The sequence below is a fragment of the Pseudomonas sp. S3_A09 genome (assembly GCF_054668065.1).
The window spans coordinates 2481464-2498576 of the sequence record NZ_CP162752.1 but is presented as its reverse complement, the minus strand read 5'-3'; the positions used below and the strand labels follow the sequence as shown (position 1 = coordinate 2498576).

Here is a 17113-nt window from a genome sequence, read left to right as displayed (position 1 = left end):
TTCAAAGTCACACTCGGTCAAATGTGGGAGCAGGCAAGCCAGCTCCCACAGTGGATCTGCGTCAGCTTTAGAAGATTCATCGTCCTGTAACCCCCGCGCCGCCAAACCGTCATCGCCCAGGGCCATCCTGAACTCCCCGTACTCGCATTGGGAGACTCCAAATGGCCCGGCCCTACGAAGACAGCAACAGCTCCGTCAAAACCCGTCGTCAGCAGGAAGACCAGCGCCGCATGGCGTTCCGTCGCGCAATCGAAGACCGTTGCGAGGAGCGCCAACTGCTCCAGAGCATCAGTGACTACCCGGAACTCCATTGGCAGGCGCCCGCGGGTGCCCAGCGAAACGCTCAGCCAGTGCGCTGATCTGCACCCGCTCGCTGCGGATAAAGCCCAGGAACGCATGGGCCACCGGTGACAGGCGCTTGGCTTTGGCTTGCACCAGGCACCAACTGCGGTACAGCGGCAGTTCTTCCACCGGCAGCTCCTTGAGCCCGCCGGTGGCCAGTTCCATGTTGACTGCGTGACGCGTCAGCAGGGCCACGCCCAACCCCGCGCATACACATTCACGCTGCGCCTCGGCCGAGGCCACTTCCACCGCCTGGGTGAAGTGCACGCGTTTTTCCTTGAAATACTCCTCGCAGGCCAGTCGCGTGCCGGAGCCTGGCTCGCGCAGCAACAGTGTGTAGGGTTCCAGATCCTGCAGGCGCAGCGGCCCTTGCAGGCTTAGCGGGTGATCGTGTGGCGCCACGGCGACGATCGGATTGTTGAGGAACGGCAGGAATTCCAGGCCCATGTCCTGGGGCACCATGGACATGATCACCAAGTCATCGCGGTTGTCCGAGAGCCTTCGGATCACCTGGGCGCGGTTGACTACCGTGAGGTGCAACTGCACTTCCGGATGCTGGCGCTTGAAGGCGGCAAACAGGTGCGGCACGAAGTACTTGGCGCTGGACTCAATCGCCAGCTTGAGCTGGCCTTGCAGCGAACCCTGCATATCCGACAGCTGCATATCGAGGTTTTCCAGGCGCCCGAAAATGTCGCGACTGGCGCGTTGCAAGGCTTCGGCGGCCTCGGTCATGTAGAGCTTTTTGCCGACATAATCGAACAACGGCTGGCCGATCAGCTCTTCCAGCTGGCGGATTTGCAGACTCACGGCCGGTTGAGTGAGGGACATTTCCTCGGCTGCGCGGCTGTAGGAGCGCAAATCGCAGACTTCATTGAAGATCTGCAATTGACGCAATGTCATACGCATCAATGATTTACGCATTATTTCAATCCTTTCGCCCCAGGCCGTCCGGCCAACTATAAGTCTTTACTTATGCACGACCCAATAATTATTGATTTTTGTTAATCCCTCTGCAGGCTTAGTGTGTGTCTCGCGACTGTCATGAAACATTTGGTCACGCGCCGACCCGGGTCTAGCGGGTCGAAGAACGCAGCAATCGGCTCAAGGGAATTTCCAAGTGATAAAAAAGATCCTGATCGCCAACCGTGGTGAAATCGCCGTACGAATCGTGCGTGCCTGCGCCGAGATGGGCATTCGCTCGGTCGCGGTCTATTCCGACGCCGACCGCCACGCGTTGCACGTCAAGCGTGCCGACGAAGCCCACAGCATTGGTGCCGAGCCCCTGGCCGGCTATCTGAACCCGCGCAAGCTGGTGAACCTGGCGGTGGAAACCGGTTGTGATGCGCTGCACCCTGGTTACGGCTTCCTGTCGGAAAACGCCGAACTGGCAGACATTTGCGCCGAACGCGGCATCAAATTCATTGGCCCGTCGGCAGAAGTGATTCGCCGCATGGGCGACAAGACCGAAGCGCGCCGCAGCATGATCAAGGCCGGTGTACCGGTCACGCCGGGCACCGAAGGCAACGTTGCGGATATCCACGAAGCCCTGACCGAAGGCGACCGCATCGGTTATCCGGTGATGCTCAAGGCCACTTCCGGTGGCGGTGGCCGTGGTATCCGTCGCTGCAACAGCCGTGAAGAACTTGAACAAGCCTTCCCTCGCGTGATCTCCGAAGCCACCAAGGCCTTCGGTTCGGCGGAAGTGTTCCTGGAAAAGTGCATCGTCAATCCCAAGCACATCGAAGCGCAGATCCTCGGTGACAGTTTTGGCAACGTGGTGCACCTGTTCGAGCGCGATTGCTCGATCCAGCGCCGCAACCAGAAGCTTATCGAGATTGCCCCCAGCCCCCAGCTGACCCCAGAACAGCGCGCCTACATCGGCGACCTGTCGGTGCGTGCGGCCAAGGCCGTGGGTTACGAAAACGCCGGCACCGTGGAGTTCCTGCTCGCCGAGGGCGAGGTGTACTTCATGGAGATGAACACCCGGGTGCAGGTGGAACACACCATCACCGAAGAAATCACCGGTATTGATATCGTCCGCGAACAGATTCGCATCGCCTCCGGCCTGCCGCTGTCGGTGAAACAGGAAGACATCCAGCACCGTGGTTTCGCGTTGCAGTTCCGCATCAACGCTGAAGACCCGAAGAACAACTTCCTGCCCAGCTTTGGCAAGATCACCCGTTACTACGCCCCCGGCGGCCCTGGCGTGCGTACCGACACGGCGATCTACACCGGTTACACCATCCCGCCGTTTTACGACTCCATGTGCCTGAAACTGGTGGTGTGGGCGTTGACCTGGGAAGAAGCCATGGACCGCGGCCTGCGAGCCCTGGACGACATGCGCCTGCAAGGTGTGAAGACCACCGCCGCCTACTACCAGGAAATCCTGCGCAATCCGGAATTCCGCAGCGGCCAATTTAATACAAGCTTTGTGGAAAGCCACCCTGAGCTGACCAACTACTCGATCAAGCGCAAACCCGAAGAGCTGGCCCTGGCCATCGCCGCCGCCATCGCCGCCCACGCAGGCCTGTGAGGAATATAAGAATGAGCAAGAAAATCTTCGTAACCGACACCATCCTGCGCGACGCCCACCAATCGTTGCTGGCGACCCGCATGCGTACCGACGACATGCTGCCGATCTGCGACAAGCTCGACAAAGTCGGCTACTGGTCCCTGGAAGTCTGGGGCGGCGCGACCTTCGACGCCTGTGTGCGCTTCCTCAAGGAAGACCCGTGGGAGCGCCTGCGCAAACTGCGCGCCGCGTTGCCCAACACTCGCCTGCAGATGCTGCTGCGCGGCCAGAACCTGCTGGGCTACCGCCACTACAGCGACGACGTGGTCAAAGCCTTCGTCGCCAAGGCTGCCGTAAATGGCATCGATGTATTCCGCATTTTCGACGCCATGAACGACGTGCGTAACCTGCGCGTGGCGATCGAAGCGGTGAAAGCCGCCGGCAAACACGCCCAAGGCACCATCGCCTACACCACCAGCCCGGTGCACACCGTCGAAGCTTTCGTGGCCCAGGCCAAGCAGCTGGAATCCATGGGTTGCGACTCGATTGCGATCAAGGACATGGCCGGCCTGCTGACGCCGTACGCCACCGGCGAGCTGGTCAAGGCGTTGAAGGCCGAGCAAAGCCTGCCGATCTTCATCCACTCTCACGACACCGCCGGCCTGGCCGCGATGTGCCAGCTCAAGGCCATCGAAAACGGTGCCGACCACATCGATACCGCCATCTCCAGCTTCGCCTGGGGCACCAGCCACCCAGGCACCGAGTCGATGGTCGCCGCCCTTAAAGGCAGCGAATTCGACACTGGCCTGAGCCTGGAGCTGCTGCAGGAAATCGGCCTGTATTTCTACGCCGTGCGTAAGAAATACCACCAGTTCGAAAGCGAATTCACCGCGGTCGATACCCGCGTTCAAGTCAACCAGGTGCCCGGCGGGATGATTTCCAACCTGGCCAACCAGTTGAAAGAGCAGGGTGCGCTCAACCGCATGAACGAAGTGCTGGCGGAAATCCCGCGTGTGCGTGAAGACCTCGGCTTCCCGCCGCTGGTCACTCCGACCTCGCAGATCGTCGGCACCCAGGCGTTCTTCAACGTGTTGGCTGGCGAGCGCTACAAAACCATCACCAACGAAGTGAAGCTCTACCTGCAAGGCGGCTACGGCAAGGCGCCAGGCATTGTGAACGAGAAACTGCGTCGCCAGGCCATCGGCAGCGAAGAGGTGATCGACGTACGCCCGGCCGACCTGCTCAAGCCGGAAATGACCAAGCTGCGCGGCGAGATCGGCGCGTTGGCCAAGTCTGAAGAAGACGTGCTGACCTATGCCATGTTCCCGGACATCGGGCGCAAGTTCCTCGAAGAACGCGACGCCGGCACCCTGGCGCCTGAAGTGCTGTTGCCGATCCCTGAAGCTGGCGGCGTGGCGCGCGTCGGTGGCGAGGGCGTACCGACTGAATTTGTGATCGACGTGCACGGTGAAAGTTACCGCGTGGACATCACCGGTGTGGGCGTGAAGGCTGAAGGCAAGCGCCACTTCTACCTTTCCATCGATGGCATGCCGGAAGAAGTGGTGTTCGAACCGCTCAACGAGTTTGTCAGCGGTGGCAGCAGCAACCGCAAGCACGCTACGGCGCCGGGTCATGTCAGCACCGCAATGCCGGGCAATATCGTCGACGTGCTGGTCAAGGAAGGCGACGTGGTCAAGGCCGGCCAGGCCGTGCTGATTACCGAAGCCATGAAGATGGAAACCGAAGTGCAGGCCGCTATTGCCGGCAAGGTGACCGCGGTTCATGTGGCCAAGGGCGACCGGGTCAACCCTGGCGAAATCCTGATTGAAATCGAAGGCTGATCCAGCCTTCGAAACTACCGTTTAATCCTCGGGGGGCAGGTGCCCCCTTTTTTTGCCCGAAATCTGGCAGGTTTAGAAGCTCATCTTCCATTGGCCCATCAAGCCTTGGTTACGGCTGTTTGTACCGGCTTGGGCGCTGTAGGTCAGGCCTACGGAGTGCTGTGTCGACAACGCGAGGTCCAGGCCAGCGTGCAGGTCCAGGCTATTGCGGTCCAGCGAGGTGCCATTGATGGTGAAACCGTCTGCCATGGCCGGCAGGGCTCGATAGGACTGGCGGACCTGGCTGTCGACGTCGCCGTAGAGGTGTTTCCAGCTTGTGCTGAGGTGAGGTGTGAGGCTGATCTGGTTATCGAATCGATACAGCGTTGCCAAGCGCAGGCCAAAAGTGCTGCTCAGGTTTTGCTGGGTTTGTGCGCCGACGTTCAGCGCGGTCAGACCTCCCGTTTCCTTGAAACTGTCGCGGTGGTAGCGCTGGAAGCCGAGGCCTGCGAAGGGTTCGATGCTCAGATCCGCGACGCCCAATTGATAGCCCATTTCAGAGAACAGGGTTTGGCTTTGAGCGTTGTATTTGCCCTTTAGCTGCTCCTTGTAATCAAGCAGGTTGACGTTGCGCTTGTTCTGGCCAGCATGGTCGCTGTAGATCGCACCCAGGCGCAGGGCCAGCGGTCCGTCCTGGCGCACGGCATAACCCCCCAGGTGCCAGCTGTCCAAGTTGGCGGAGAAACGTTGGGCATCGAGGTTGCTGGTGGATTTCGCGGCCATGACACCGACTCTCCACGCGTCATCCAGTGCCCAGTCGGCACCCAGCAACAGGCCTTGGCTTTCGTATTTCATCCCGGCGCTGCCGCCTTGTTTGTCGAGGCTGCCGCCGTTGCCCAAGCCTTGCACCCAGACGTGGCCTTCGTCGTCGGTGGGCAACGAGCGTAGGGTCGAGAGCAATTGGTTGCTCAGGTGCTGCGTGGTGTTGTGCGTTGCCGTGGCAAGGTTGGCGTTCTGGCTGCCGGCCAACTGCTCAAGGCTTGCGCCGATCCCTCCGGGTTGTTTGCCCAGTGCATCGCCGAATTTTTCCAGGGCTTTGATTTGCTCGGAGTTCAGTTCTCCGGACTCCAGTAACCGAATCAACGCGGGCTCCAGCACCTTGGCCACCTGCAAGCCATTGTGGGAGGTCGCTTTCTGAGTGAGATAACCGTCGAGGGGCTCCGCGTTGGCTTCGGGCTCGTAAGGCCACGCGTCGGGCAGCGCATCGTCGGGTTGAAACGGATACGGCAGGTATTCGATATCGCCTCGCGCCTGCGCGGTTTGAAGGCTGGCGGCGCTGAGGGCAAGGGCAATGACAAGTGCGAGTCGGTGTTGTGTAAAGGACATGAAATCCCAACCTCTGATGAATGAGGCCGGGAATTTAGCGAGATCGCGGGGTGATAACTGTCAGGCCAACTACCCCTGGTTTGCGGGAGTTGTCTCTAGTCCGGCGCGATTAAAAACGCATCTGCTGTGGCCGCGTATCGAACACGGTGAAGGCAATCAGACCCTGAAGTCGCTGAACGCGGTGTTCCGCCCCTTCGGCTTGCAGATGGGCGTGGTCAAGGTCCGTCGTAAATGGAGCAACTGACCCTCACCCGCGCCGTACGTAGCCCTTGCCGTAATGCCGCTCCATCCGTGCCTGGATCAGTTCCAGTCCGAGGGACATCACCCAGTAGATGATTGCTGCGGTGGTGAGCATCTCGATGTAGCGATAGCTTGAGCGTCCATAGGACTGCGCCAGGAACATCACTTCCCACACGCCCATCACTGAGATCAGGGACGAGTCCTTGAGCATCGAGATGAACTGGTTGGTGGCGGGCGGGATGATGGTGCGCATGGCCTGGGGCAGGGTCACGTGCCAGAAGATCACACTGTCACGCATGCCCAACGCCAGGGCCGCTTCGCGTTGGCCGTGAGGCACGCCGAGGATGCCGGCGCGAAAAATTTCGCTCAGGTAGGCGCCGTAGTTCAGCGACAACGCGATGATCCCGGCGACGATGGCGCCTGGCACCAGACCCAGTTGGGGCAGGCCAAGGTAGATCAGGAGGATCTGGATCAGCAGCGGCGTACCGCGAAAGAACGACGCGTAAAAGCTGGCAATGCCAAAGGCCACGGCGCTTTTGGACAGGCGCCCCAGCGCGGTGACAAAGCCCAGTATCGACGAGGCCACGATTGCGCACAGGCACAGGAACACTGTCAGCGCTGCGCCTTGCAGAAAACCGTTAGGCGCCAGGTGCAGGCCCACCAGGTTGGGCAGTTTGTCGAGAATGATCGAGAACTTCAGGTCAAAGCTCAGGAAAAAACTCGCAAACAGGCAAAACAGCGCGGCCCAGGTCAGGTACAGCCGCGTGCGGAAACCCAGCAGGCGCTGAAGCCGCGATGCATTGACCGGCGGCTTGGGAGGCGTTGGAAATGCTGTCATTGGCTGATGTCAGCGCCGATCCATTTTTGCGACAGCTTGCTCAAGGTGCCGTCCTGTTTCAGCTGCGCGAAGACTTCACGCACTTTGCTGTCCCACTGCGGGTCGCCTTTTTCGATGGCCACCGAATTGGGCTCGGAATACAGCGGCTCGCCGGCCAGCTTGAAACGCTTGTCCTGGGTCAGGCGCGGTTGGGCGGTGACCAGGTTGGTGAGGATCGCATCCAGACGCACGCCGGCGCCCAGGCCGAGGTCCTGGAAGGCCACGTTGTCGGTGTCATACGGGGCGATCTGCACATCCTCGAATGGATATTGCAGTTGGGTGTCCTCGGCGCCTTCAATCACCAGGTTTTTATTCAGGTAGCTCTCGTAGCTGGAGGCGCTGGTGAGGCCGACTTTCTTGCCGCTCAGGTCCTTGGCGCTGTGGATGCGATCATCCTTGGCGTTGACCACGATCACCGCCGGCGACGCGTAATACTCCACGGGGAAGTCGAACACTTCGGCGCGAGCCTTGCTCGGGGTCATGGAGCAGATGCAGATGTCGTAGCGCCCGCTCCAGCGCCCGGCGGCGATCACGTCCCAGGACGGGGTCTCAAGACGCAACTTCACACCGAGTTTCTGCGCCACGGCCCTGGCCACGTCAACGTCGAAGCCATCCAGCTGGTTTTGCTCGTTCAAGAACGAGAACGGTGGATAGCTTTCCATCAGCACGCCCACCAATTCTTTGTTCTTCTCGATGCGATCCAGCGTCGCACCGCCGAAGGCTTGAGTCGAGGCGGCCAGCAGGGTCAGGCCCAGGGCCAGCAGCGGTTGAAGTTTCATGAAGGACACCGTTAGAAAAAAGAGTTGTTATGTACCGAATGGAGCGTATTAAATAGTTATAAGAACGACTCTCATAGTGAGTTATTTTCATAAGCTTATGAGTAAAAAGCATATGGCCACAGCAACAGTAATTCTCGATGGCGGCATGGGCCGTGAACTGCAGCGCCGCGGCGCGCCGTTTCGGCAGCCGGAGTGGTCAGCACTGGCGTTGAGCGAAGCACCGCAGGCGGTTGAAGCGGTGCATGCGGCTTATATCCAGAGCGGTGCCAATGTCATCACCAGCAACAGCTACGCGGTGGTGCCGTTTCACATTGGCGAGGAGCGGTTTGCTGCCGAGGGCCAGGCCCTGGCGGCCCTGGCCGGTACGCTGGCACGACGTGCTGTGGAAGCTTCCGGTCAGGCCGTGCGAGTAGCGGGTTCGTTGCCGCCGTTGTTTGGCTCATATCGCCCCGATCTGTTCGAGCCGCAGCGCGTGGCCGAGTTGCTGACGCCACTGGTGCAGGGCCTTGCGCCCTACGTTGACCTGTGGCTGGCGGAAACCCAGAGCTCCATCGCTGAAGCGCGTGCGATCCAGGTCGGGCTGCCGCAGGACGGCAAGCCGTTCTGGCTGTCGTTTACCCTCAAGGACGAAGACACCGACGACGTGCCGCGCCTGCGCTCCGGCGAGCCAGTGGCGGACGCGGCCGAAGCGGCGGCGCAGTTGGGTGTGCAGGTGTTGTTGTTCAACTGCAGCCAGCCGGAAGTGATCGGCGATGCGATTGATGCCGCGCGCCAAACCTTCGAGCGGCTCGGCGTGCACATTGAAATAGGGGCCTACGCCAACGCCTTCCCGCCGCAACCCAAGGAAGCCACGGCCAACGATGGTCTGGACCCACTGCGTGACGACCTTGACCCGCCGGGCTATCTGCACTGGGCTGCGGATTGGCAGGCACGTGGCGCCAGCCATTTGGGCGGGTGCTGCGGGATTGGGCCGGAGCATATCGCCGTGTTGGCGCAGAAGCTGGGTTAATTGAACCCACACAGGCCCAAATGTGGGAGCGGGCTTGCTCGCGAAAGGGGTGGGTCAGGCGACATCGTCGTTGGCTGAAACACCACCTTCGTGAGCGAGCCCGCTCCCACATTCATGTTGTGGTGACCGTGGGGGCTAGGCTCGGCACTCTGCCAGTGTGTTGAGTTGGCCTGAGGTTGTTTGATTCGCCTCCGACAACCAGCGCTCAAACCCCGCCTCAATCGCCGGCCATTCCGAATCGAGGATCGAGTACCACGCGGTATCTCGGTTCTGCCCCTTCACCACCATGTGCTGGCGGAACACCCCTTCAAAACTGAATCCCAAGCGCTCGGCCGCATATTTGGAACGGGCATTGCCGTTGTTGCATTTCCATTCCAGTCGGCGATAGCCCTGCTCAAATGCATACTTGCCCAGCAAGTACACCGCCTCGGTGCTTTTGGGCGAGCGCTGCATCGGCGCACCGAAGGTGACGTGACCAATTTCAATACGACCTTGCGCCGGCACGATGGACATCAAGCTGAGGATGCCCTGTACCTGACCGGTCGCGCGGTCGATCACGCTGAAAAAGTACGGATCACTGTTGGCGGCGTGATTGTTCAGCCAGGCATCGAATGTGCTGCGCTCGGGAAACGGCCCATAGGGCAAGTAGTCCCACAGTTTTGGATCCGCGCCTGGGCCATGGAGGGCGTGGAACAAGTCGTCGCCATGGCGGGCCGGATCGAGTTTTTCCAGGCGGATGAAGCGTCCTTCCAGCAGTTGAGCTGTGGGCGCCGGGACGCCTTTCCAGTTGGCGAGAGAGGTCATCATGCTGCGCTCCTTAAAGGCCTTTGCGAAATTGGATGAAGCCAGGGCGTTCGGCGATGCGTTCGTAGAGTTGGATCGCGGTGGCGTTGGTCTCGTGGGTCAGCCAGTGGACCTTGCAGCAACCGTCAGCTTTGGCGGTGGCGTAGACGAATTCGATCAGCTTGCGGCCCACGCCGGTGCCGCGTTCGGTCGGGACCACCAGCAGGTCCTGCAGGTAGCAGGAGTTCTCGATGCTCCAGTTGGAGCGGTGGTAGATAAAGTTGACCATGCCCACCGCCTTGCCGTCCTGCCAGGCCAGGGCCGAGTAGGTAGGCTCGCTGGCGTCGATCAGGCGCTGCCAGGTGCTTTGGGTGACGGCGTCGGGCAGTTCGGTGTTGTAGAACGTCAGATACGCTTGCCACAGCGGCAGCCAAGCGGCGTGGTCGGCGGCGGTGACTGGGCGGATGTCGATCTGGCTCATTCTGTGGCTCCTTGGGGAATGAAGCGTGCGAGGGTCTGGTCACGCACATCGATGCTGGCGGCAAGGCCTTCGCGTACACCGGCAATATCCGCCGAGCTGCGGTTCTGGCTGAGTTTGCGTTTACCGATCAGGCGCTCGATCGGCAGGGCGAAGCCGACGATGGCTTTGAGCATGCCGTCAATGTAGTCGGCCGGGGCGTCGCTGACTTTCCACGGCTGCGCGCGACTGCCTTCGTGGCGATCGGTCAACGCCGTGACCACTGCGAGCAGGCGCTGGGCGTCGCTGAATACCTCGGCCTTGCCGTAAGCGTGCACGGCGATGTAATTCCAGGTGGGTACCACTTTGCCGTGCTCGGCCTTGGCCGGGTAAAACGCCGGGCTGATGTAGGCCTCGGCACCGGCAAAGATCACCAGGGTTTCGCTGCCGTTGTGCAGGTCTTGCCATTGTGGATTGGCCTTGGCCAGGTGCCCGTAGAGCGTGCCGTTCGGGCCCTCATCCGGGTTGAGCAGCAGTGGCAAGTGACTGGCCAGCAGGCCGTGCTCACCAAACGTCACCACTTGCGCCAGGCGAGTGTGTTGGATCAGCTGATGCAGTTCGGGCAAATCATCGAGGGCGAATGAGCGTGGTGTGTACATGCAAATTTTCCTTGGCGAATGCTTGCATCGTAGGCAGGCTAATGGCTCGTTGTAAGAGCCATCTGGAACCAATTTCATAGGTCCAATATGTCGCCTGTCTCGCCACCCCTGTCATTCAACCCCGCCGGTATTGAGTTGGATCGCCGTCAGGGCCTGACTCGCCAACTGTATGACGCCTTGCGCCAACGAGTACTGGACGGGCGGCTGGTCAGTGGCACGCGCTTGCCTGCGACCCGTGACTTGGCGGCCGCGCTGTCGATCTCCCGCAACAGCGTGGTGCGTGCCTACGATCAGCTGTATGCCGAGGGTTTCACGGAGAGCCGCGTGGGCGACGGAACTTATGTGGCGAAACTGCCCACTGCAAAAAAGCTGTCCACAAACCTGTCCACAGGGTTATCAACAGGCTTATCCCCAGGTTTATCCACAAATCCCTCTCAAAACCCTCAAGCTGCGCCGGTAAAAGTTATCCACAGCGCAGCGCTGGGGCGCTTGGAAAACAACCATTTGCCCCTGCCGCCCACGGGGCCGCCGCGCGCTTTTCGCGTGGGTGTGCCGGCGTTTGATCTGTTCCCCTTTGACGTTTGGGCCAAGCTGAATGCGGCTTTCTGGCGCAAACCGGACTTCGAACAACTGTGTTACGGCAACCCCGCAGGCGACCCGCGATTGCGCGGGCTGATCGCCGCGTATCTACGCAGCTCGCGGGGCATGCAGTGCTCGGCTGAGCAAATTGTGATCACCAGTGGAGCGCAACAGGCAATTAGCCTTTGTGCACAGTTGCTGGTGGCGCCTGGCGATGGTGTGGCGATTGAAAACCCTGGCTACCGTGCGGCCGGCCATGCCTTCGCGTTGGCTGGCGCACAGCTGCGCGGCGTGGCGGTGGATGCAGAGGGCATTGATTGCAACGTGTTGAACACCTTGAGCGATTGCCGCCTGGCCTATGTCACCCCGTCTCATCAGTACCCGTTGGGCGTAGTCATGAGCCTGGCCCGGCGTCTGGAGTTGTTGGCCTGGGCCGAGCGTAGCGGGGGTGGATCATCGAGGACGACTACGACGGCGAATATCGCTACAGCGGCGCCCCGTTGGCCCCGCTGGCGGCCTTGGATCGCAGCGGGCGCGTGCTTTATGTGGGCACCTTCGGCAAAGTCGCATTCCCCGCATTGCGCCTGGGTTACCTGGTGTTGCCGCCGACGCTGGTGGAGGCGTTCGCCCAGCGCCGCGCGGTGGATGTACGGCATTCGGAGGTCAGCACCCAGGCGGTGATGGCGGAGTTCATGGCCACGGGGCATTTTCAACGGCATATCCGACGCATGCGCCGTGCTGCACTCAGTCGGCGTAACGCGCTGCTGAACGCCTGGTCGGGCGAGCTGGCGGGCGTCGGCAGTCTGCCCAATGCCGCTGCGGGCCTGCACCTTACAGTACGGGTGGACAGCCTCGCTCGCGAACAGCAACTGCTGGCGCAAGCGCGCTCGGTTGAGGTGGAGATCAGTGCCCTGAGCAACTACTGGTTGCCCGACTCCAGCACACCCCCCGATCAACGCGCCGGGCTGGTGCTGGGGTTTGCCGCGGTGCCCGAGGCGGCGATCAGGCAGGCGCTGGGCCGGTTGCGCAAGGCCTGGACAGGTTAGGCGACAGGCTGAGGTGGTTTAGCCTTGAGGAACAGCGAGCGCGCCAACTGTGGACCGATTTCTCTACGGTACACGGCGATGTCGCTCAACGATTCGCGTTGGCCACCCATCTTTCGCTGCTTGTGGGTTTTCAGGTGGGCCGCGGTGTAGGCCTCGTTCGGACCGGTTGGGGTGGGGTAGTGAAAGTGTGCATACCACAGCGGGAGTTTGGTTGTGGCGTCCACCACCGTGTATTCCCGTAGATAGCCCTTGTCGCGCCCCCTGAGTTTAATGCGCTCGCCAACCGGTGGATCGACCGTCACGGCGCCCTCATGCAACAGTATTTCGATATGTGCGGCCTCCGGTGGGCGGCGCTTGAGCACGTCGATCTTGACGCGTTTGCCTTCTCGGTACAGTTTTTTGCCTGCCTCATCCAGGTTGCGGCTGGTCAGCGCGGCCGACGGCGAGTCGATTCCTGTCAGGTTGCTGGCGGTCAATGCGTCTTCGATGTCCAGGCTGGCCTGTTCCAATTTTTTGGCGTGCCGATGAAAGCTTTCTTCGATTTCCACTGGCAGCTGTGCGGTTTTTTTAGCCCAGGCTTCCTTACGGGTGATAAATGCGTCGACGCCATCGATCAGATCCAGGCCCGAATTGATGGCAATTTGCAGATCGCGGACCCGGGTGCGGGGACCGGGCTTGAGCACCTGTTCCTGTTCCACCCAGACCCCGGGCTCTTTCTCGTGGAAGGTGGCAATAACCTTGCCCGTCATCGGCTCCTTCACATCGACCAGCGCTTTGCCGTCTTCAGCGGGAGTTTCTCGCTGTTCGCCGACCACTATCCCCTTGGAGCGCGTCTTGATGTACTTACGCTTCACTCTGGAGGCGGCGTTGGACGGGCCTGGGGTGGGTTCAAGTGTTTTGCGCTCGCGAAGCAGGGCCGTCAGTTGTTTCTTTGCGCGTTGGGCAAACTCATCCACTTGCGTGCGCAGGTTTTCGAGGTCGGGCCTGTTGAGGTCGGTGGGAAACTCCGCCGGCAGGTCCACGAGGTTCTGATCAACCCTGGAGAACTGGTCCGTCAGGCTATCCAGTGTTTCGATCAATTGCTCCAGGGGGGCCACATTGACGGGTTGCACGGCCTCCCTGAAGCTTTGCACCGTCAGCTCCGCCGCGTCGACGATGCGGCGTAAGGCCTCCCTGGCATCGACGCGCGATGGCGACTCGCCTTCTGTTACGCACAAGAAGTGGCTCAAGCTGACCTTGAACGCCTTGAGGTCATCAACGTCATGGCCTGACGCGAAGTTATCATCGCTTTGGACCAGCTCTGCTCCCAACGCACCCAGGTCCAGGGCCTGCTCGCGGCGTTCTCGTACATATTCCAATCGATCGATCATGGCCTGTGTCGCGGTATACAAGTCGCGATAGTGAACCGTAGGCCAGGTATCTTCTTGAATATTCTCGATATCGAAGTGGCCCTGTGAGGCTTGCAACTGTTTGCGAAATGGAATTCCTTGTTCATAGATGGCTGAACGCGCCAGCAATAGCTGGTGTTTCAGGTAACTCGCCATGCCGTCCTGGTAGTTGGGAACCGTGTCGATGATCTTCAAGGATTTAAGCTGTGAAATCGGCACGTCTATCTCTTTGAGGCGCGTATCGATCTGTTCGAGAAAGGTGGCCCTGGCCAACTCCTTTGCGTCATCCGCAGCACTGTCGATGGCGCTGCGCAGTTTTTCAAGACTGGCAGTGCGCTCGGCTCGCGTGTTTTCAAATAGCTCCAGTTTTTGACGTAAGTCAGCGATTTTCGGTGGCCTGAGGGCTTCACCTTTTTTGCGCCGACTGCGCAGGCCTGCGCCACGAAGACGCAAGCGTGTATCGACAAACCATTGGCCCAGTTGGTTACCGATTAGCAGCGGACCGTGCCGGCCCGGTTGTTGCGGATCGACGATCAATACTGCGTCGTTTTCATCGACGATCACTTCAAACCATCGCTCACCCACCGGGGCGTACCAGTGTTGGTCTTTGGCATAGAGATTCAGGTAGGGCCCGGCGACCGTATGTTGTTCGCCTAATTTATCGGGCTTGGGTAACGTGAAACTGTCCAGGAAAGTCCCCAGGCTTGGCGAGTTGCGGGTTATGGCTCCACTGATATGCAAGGTGTGCTCGTGGCCGATGGGGGGCCCTACGCCGTCCACCGTAGGTTTTTGTATGAGTTCTGGCTTGGCCGCAGGGGGTGGCAACTTTGGCAGTACGCCAGGCTTCTCGATGGCCGGCCCAGGCCCATGCCGTGTGGCTACGTGCGTTGCCAGCACCATGCCCAGCGTCAGGAAGATATCCACCAGGGCCGAAATGCCGGTTGTACGGTCGTCGATTTCTTTGGCGTCGACCATCTGTTGCAAGTCATCCATCAGTTGCCAGATCCAGGTCGCGGCGCCCACTGAGCGACCCATGAACGGCAGCACGGTGTTAAAGATCAGCCACCCGGCGTTCTTGAGGCTTTGCCAGCGCGCCTCGGCGTTGGACAGCGATTGGCGATCGGCCAGCGTAACCATTGCAGCGGCGTTGGCCTTGAACAGTGTTGCGAAGTAATCACCGCGCAGTACCTCCTGCCCCAAGTCGATGGGCCCGGTCATCACTAATGCGTTCAGCGGGTCGTTCACCAGGCTGGTGAGCACCCAGGGCGAGGGCAGGCTGCCGGGAAAGACAAACTGTGCGTAAGCCGTGCGCACATTGTCAGGCAGCCAAGCCAGCACCGATTGGCGCAATGGGGTGTCTTGCTTGATCGCGTACAGCAGGTTGGAGGGCGATGGGAACTCCATCAACTGTACATCGGACAGCGGACGATAGAGCAGGCAAGGCCCCTTCTTCGGGTCTTGAGGACCAATGATGAACATGTTGCTGACCACGTCGACTGAGGCGGTCAGGCGCAACTTGGGGCGCAGGGACAGCGGGCGAATGACGATGGCCGCGCCGTCGACTTCACGGGCCGCGCTGTCAGGACTCAAGGCGGCACAAACGTAGCGATAGCCTTGTTCACTCACCCCGAAGACGCGCTGAATTTTGCACTGCAGCGCCAGCAACGGTAATTGCAGGCGTAGGTGAGCGATGTAGAGCTGTTGCCGACGCAGGGATTCGACAGGGTCGTCAAGGAGTGTGCGCTTGACCAGGGCCGGATAGCGCTCACCGACATTCGCCTGGGTAATCAACGCTTCCAGGTAGGCAGCCGTCATCCAGGCAGGCACATCGCTGCCGTTTTTATAGCTGACGGTTTTGTTGCCCAAAGGCAGGGCTATCAGGTTTTCCAGGGCCAGCTGCGCCAGCGTCAGGGTTTGGATCTGGGTATTGCCCGGCACAATCAAGGTGCCCCAGGCCTGCACGCTGGTAATGGTGATCCGTACATTGTTGAGTGTTGCGCGGGCAACCTCTGGGTGCTCAGTGAGCATGAGCGTATGAATGGCATCCAGGGCGAATTCATCGATGGACTTGATGCCATCATCAAAGGCTTTACCCGCGTCCTGAAAGTGCTGGGCCGCCACATCCATCGAGTATCGCCCATAGGCTGATTGATCGGTGGGAGACGCGTCGAGCAACCAGGTGGGCAGTGCATGATGAACCGCGTCGAGCCTGGATGGGGCTATCAGTGACAGCAAGTCAACCGTGTTGCTGGGGGCGGCTTGGGCCACGGTGGCTACCACTTCGCCGTTTTCGAAGGTGACCGCGCCGATCGCTTGAATTTGCAAGGCTATAAACGTGCAGGCCTGTTGCTCGAAAAAATTGCCGGCCGGCTCGAACAGGCGCCAGTGCATCGAGGAAGACCGTGCAATGGCACCGTGAGTGCTCAAGGATTCGCCAAACTCCTTCTGGCTGTTGAAGGCGGCGTAGCCAGTGCCAATCGAATAGCTGAGGATAATTTCACGCTCCCCGAGGCGCCCGATCAGCACCGCCAACGCTGCCAGGTTGGAGTGGCTGACCTGCGTGGCTTGCTGCACGTCGATATCAATCAGGTAGGCCTTGGTGTTGTACTTGTCGTGGAGCTGGCGGTCGGCGTAGTCGGGATAGAGAAAAACGTTCCTGGCGACGTTGCACTCATCTTCATCCCAGCCCTCGACGCTTTCGATATTCCAGATTCTGCGCAAGGCATTGGCAAAGCTCTGCCAGCGCGGGCCGTTCTCTTGCGGGCTCTGGTTCCAGAACAGAAGTTGCTGCTCTTGGTACGCGACGGGCAGCAGCGGTGCCAGCTCATTGATCAGGCTGCCGACAGTGTCCACCTTGACCGGCAGATGCACGTTCGGCCCGAGGGTGGTTTGATAGATCAGGTAATGCTCGCCGTCGATCCAGGTCACTGTGGTGTTGGACATCACGCACCGGGACAGCGCCCCGGTAAGCGATTGGGCGTGCGGCGTACCGGGCAGGATCACCTCTGCAGTGATTTGCCAGCCGGGTGTGATCAGAAGCGCCAGGTCGGGGTCAATGTCGAGGTCGGGATACAACTCGCGTAAGCTCGAACGCAGGGTGGCCGCGGCTACTTCGCGTAATGAAGGGCCGGTGGTCAGTTGGGTCAGTAAATCTTTGGCGCTGGAGGGGAATGTGGGCAAGAGGGGCTCCTGACAGGCAAGGTGATGAGGGCTGCCGAATGCAGCTCAAGACCTCA

13 protein-coding genes and 1 pseudogene are annotated in these 17113 nt (G+C 60.3%); 6 read left to right on the top strand and 8 right to left on the bottom strand.

Annotation, left to right across the window (positions count from 1 at the left end):
• The first annotated feature begins 161 nt into the window (after positions 1–161).
• On the top strand, positions 162–359 hold the full coding sequence (locus AB4N92_RS11865) for a PA3496 family putative envelope integrity protein (protein ID WP_021492569.1): 198 nt from the start codon (positions 162–164) through the stop codon (positions 357–359).
• Here AB4N92_RS11865 and AB4N92_RS11860 read toward each other — a convergent pair.
• The gene (locus tag AB4N92_RS11860) at positions 289–1263 is read right to left on the bottom strand and encodes a LysR family transcriptional regulator (protein ID WP_236266749.1); all 975 of its coding nucleotides are present in this window, start codon (positions 1261–1263) and stop codon (positions 289–291) included. The two genes, AB4N92_RS11865 and AB4N92_RS11860, sit on opposite strands and share 71 nt — an antisense overlap.
• A 196-nt stretch (positions 1264–1459) precedes the next feature.
• Between AB4N92_RS11860 and AB4N92_RS11855 the strand changes: the two genes are divergently transcribed.
• Together AB4N92_RS11855 and oadA are read left to right on the top strand one after the other, a co-directional pair.
• On the top strand, positions 1460–2875 hold the full coding sequence (locus AB4N92_RS11855; RefSeq protein WP_003195732.1) for an acetyl-CoA carboxylase biotin carboxylase subunit: 1416 nt from the start codon (positions 1460–1462) through the stop codon (positions 2873–2875).
• Between the two features lie 11 nt (positions 2876–2886).
• The gene (gene oadA / locus AB4N92_RS11850; RefSeq protein ID WP_010207617.1) at positions 2887–4695 is read left to right on the top strand and encodes a sodium-extruding oxaloacetate decarboxylase subunit alpha; all 1809 of its coding nucleotides are present in this window, start codon (positions 2887–2889) and stop codon (positions 4693–4695) included.
• 72 nt (positions 4696–4767) lie between these two features.
• On the opposite strand, the gene AB4N92_RS11845 is transcribed toward oadA, so the two are convergent.
• Positions 4768–6060 (bottom strand): autotransporter outer membrane beta-barrel domain-containing protein, encoded by a 1293-nt coding sequence (locus AB4N92_RS11845; protein ID WP_236266748.1) that lies wholly within the window; start codon positions 6058–6060, stop codon positions 4768–4770.
• On the opposite strand from AB4N92_RS11845, the gene AB4N92_RS11840 reads away from it, so the two are divergent.
• Positions 6059–6304 carry a hypothetical protein gene (locus AB4N92_RS11840; RefSeq protein ID WP_029529032.1) on the top strand — a complete coding sequence of 82 codons (246 nt, stop codon included), beginning with the start codon at positions 6059–6061 and terminating at the stop codon, positions 6302–6304. The genes AB4N92_RS11845 and AB4N92_RS11840 overlap by 2 nt on opposite strands.
• Positions 6305–6307: 3 nt before the next feature.
• Here AB4N92_RS11840 and AB4N92_RS11835 read toward each other — a convergent pair whose 3' ends face one another.
• Positions 6308–7138: an amino acid ABC transporter permease gene (locus AB4N92_RS11835; protein ID WP_010207614.1), complete on the bottom strand. Its 831-nt coding sequence runs from the start codon at positions 7136–7138 to the stop codon at positions 6308–6310.
• The gene (locus tag AB4N92_RS11830) at positions 7135–7956 is read right to left on the bottom strand and encodes an ABC transporter substrate-binding protein (protein WP_047542424.1); all 822 of its coding nucleotides are present in this window, start codon (positions 7954–7956) and stop codon (positions 7135–7137) included. Before AB4N92_RS11830 ends, AB4N92_RS11835 begins: the two co-directional genes overlap by 4 nt.
• Positions 7957–8068: 112 nt before the next feature.
• Between AB4N92_RS11830 and AB4N92_RS11825 the strand changes: the two genes are divergently transcribed.
• Positions 8069–8965: a homocysteine S-methyltransferase family protein gene (locus tag AB4N92_RS11825; RefSeq protein WP_198729612.1), complete on the top strand. Its 897-nt coding sequence runs from the start codon at positions 8069–8071 to the stop codon at positions 8963–8965.
• A 135-nt stretch (positions 8966–9100) separates the two neighbouring features.
• Here the strand turns inward: AB4N92_RS11825 and AB4N92_RS11820 are convergent, their stop codons facing one another.
• Genes AB4N92_RS11820 through AB4N92_RS11810 form a run of 3 tightly spaced genes read right to left on the bottom strand, consistent with a single transcriptional unit; the run spans position 9101 to position 10864 of the window.
• A complete protein-coding gene (locus AB4N92_RS11820; protein WP_029529031.1) occupies positions 9101–9772 on the bottom strand; it encodes a GNAT family N-acetyltransferase in 672 nt (223 codons plus the stop codon).
• A 10-nt stretch (positions 9773–9782) separates the two neighbouring features.
• Complete coding sequence (locus AB4N92_RS11815; protein ID WP_010207608.1) at positions 9783–10229, bottom strand: GNAT family N-acetyltransferase; 447 nt, start codon at positions 10227–10229, stop codon at positions 9783–9785.
• On the bottom strand, positions 10226–10864 hold the full coding sequence (locus tag AB4N92_RS11810; protein ID WP_010207606.1) for an FMN-binding negative transcriptional regulator: 639 nt from the start codon (positions 10862–10864) through the stop codon (positions 10226–10228). The genes AB4N92_RS11815 and AB4N92_RS11810 overlap by 4 nt, the downstream gene beginning before the upstream one ends.
• An 87-nt stretch (positions 10865–10951) precedes the next feature.
• Between AB4N92_RS11810 and pdxR the strand changes: the two are divergent.
• A pseudogene (gene pdxR, locus AB4N92_RS11805) lies at positions 10952–12489 on the top strand (MocR-like pyridoxine biosynthesis transcription factor PdxR).
• Here pdxR and AB4N92_RS11800 read toward each other — a convergent pair.
• Entirely contained in the window at positions 12486–17057 is a 4572-nt protein-coding gene (locus tag AB4N92_RS11800; RefSeq protein ID WP_198729613.1) for a dermonecrotic toxin domain-containing protein, read from the bottom strand. The pseudogene pdxR and the gene AB4N92_RS11800 overlap by 4 nt on opposite strands.
• Between the last annotated feature and the right edge of the window lie 56 nt (positions 17058–17113).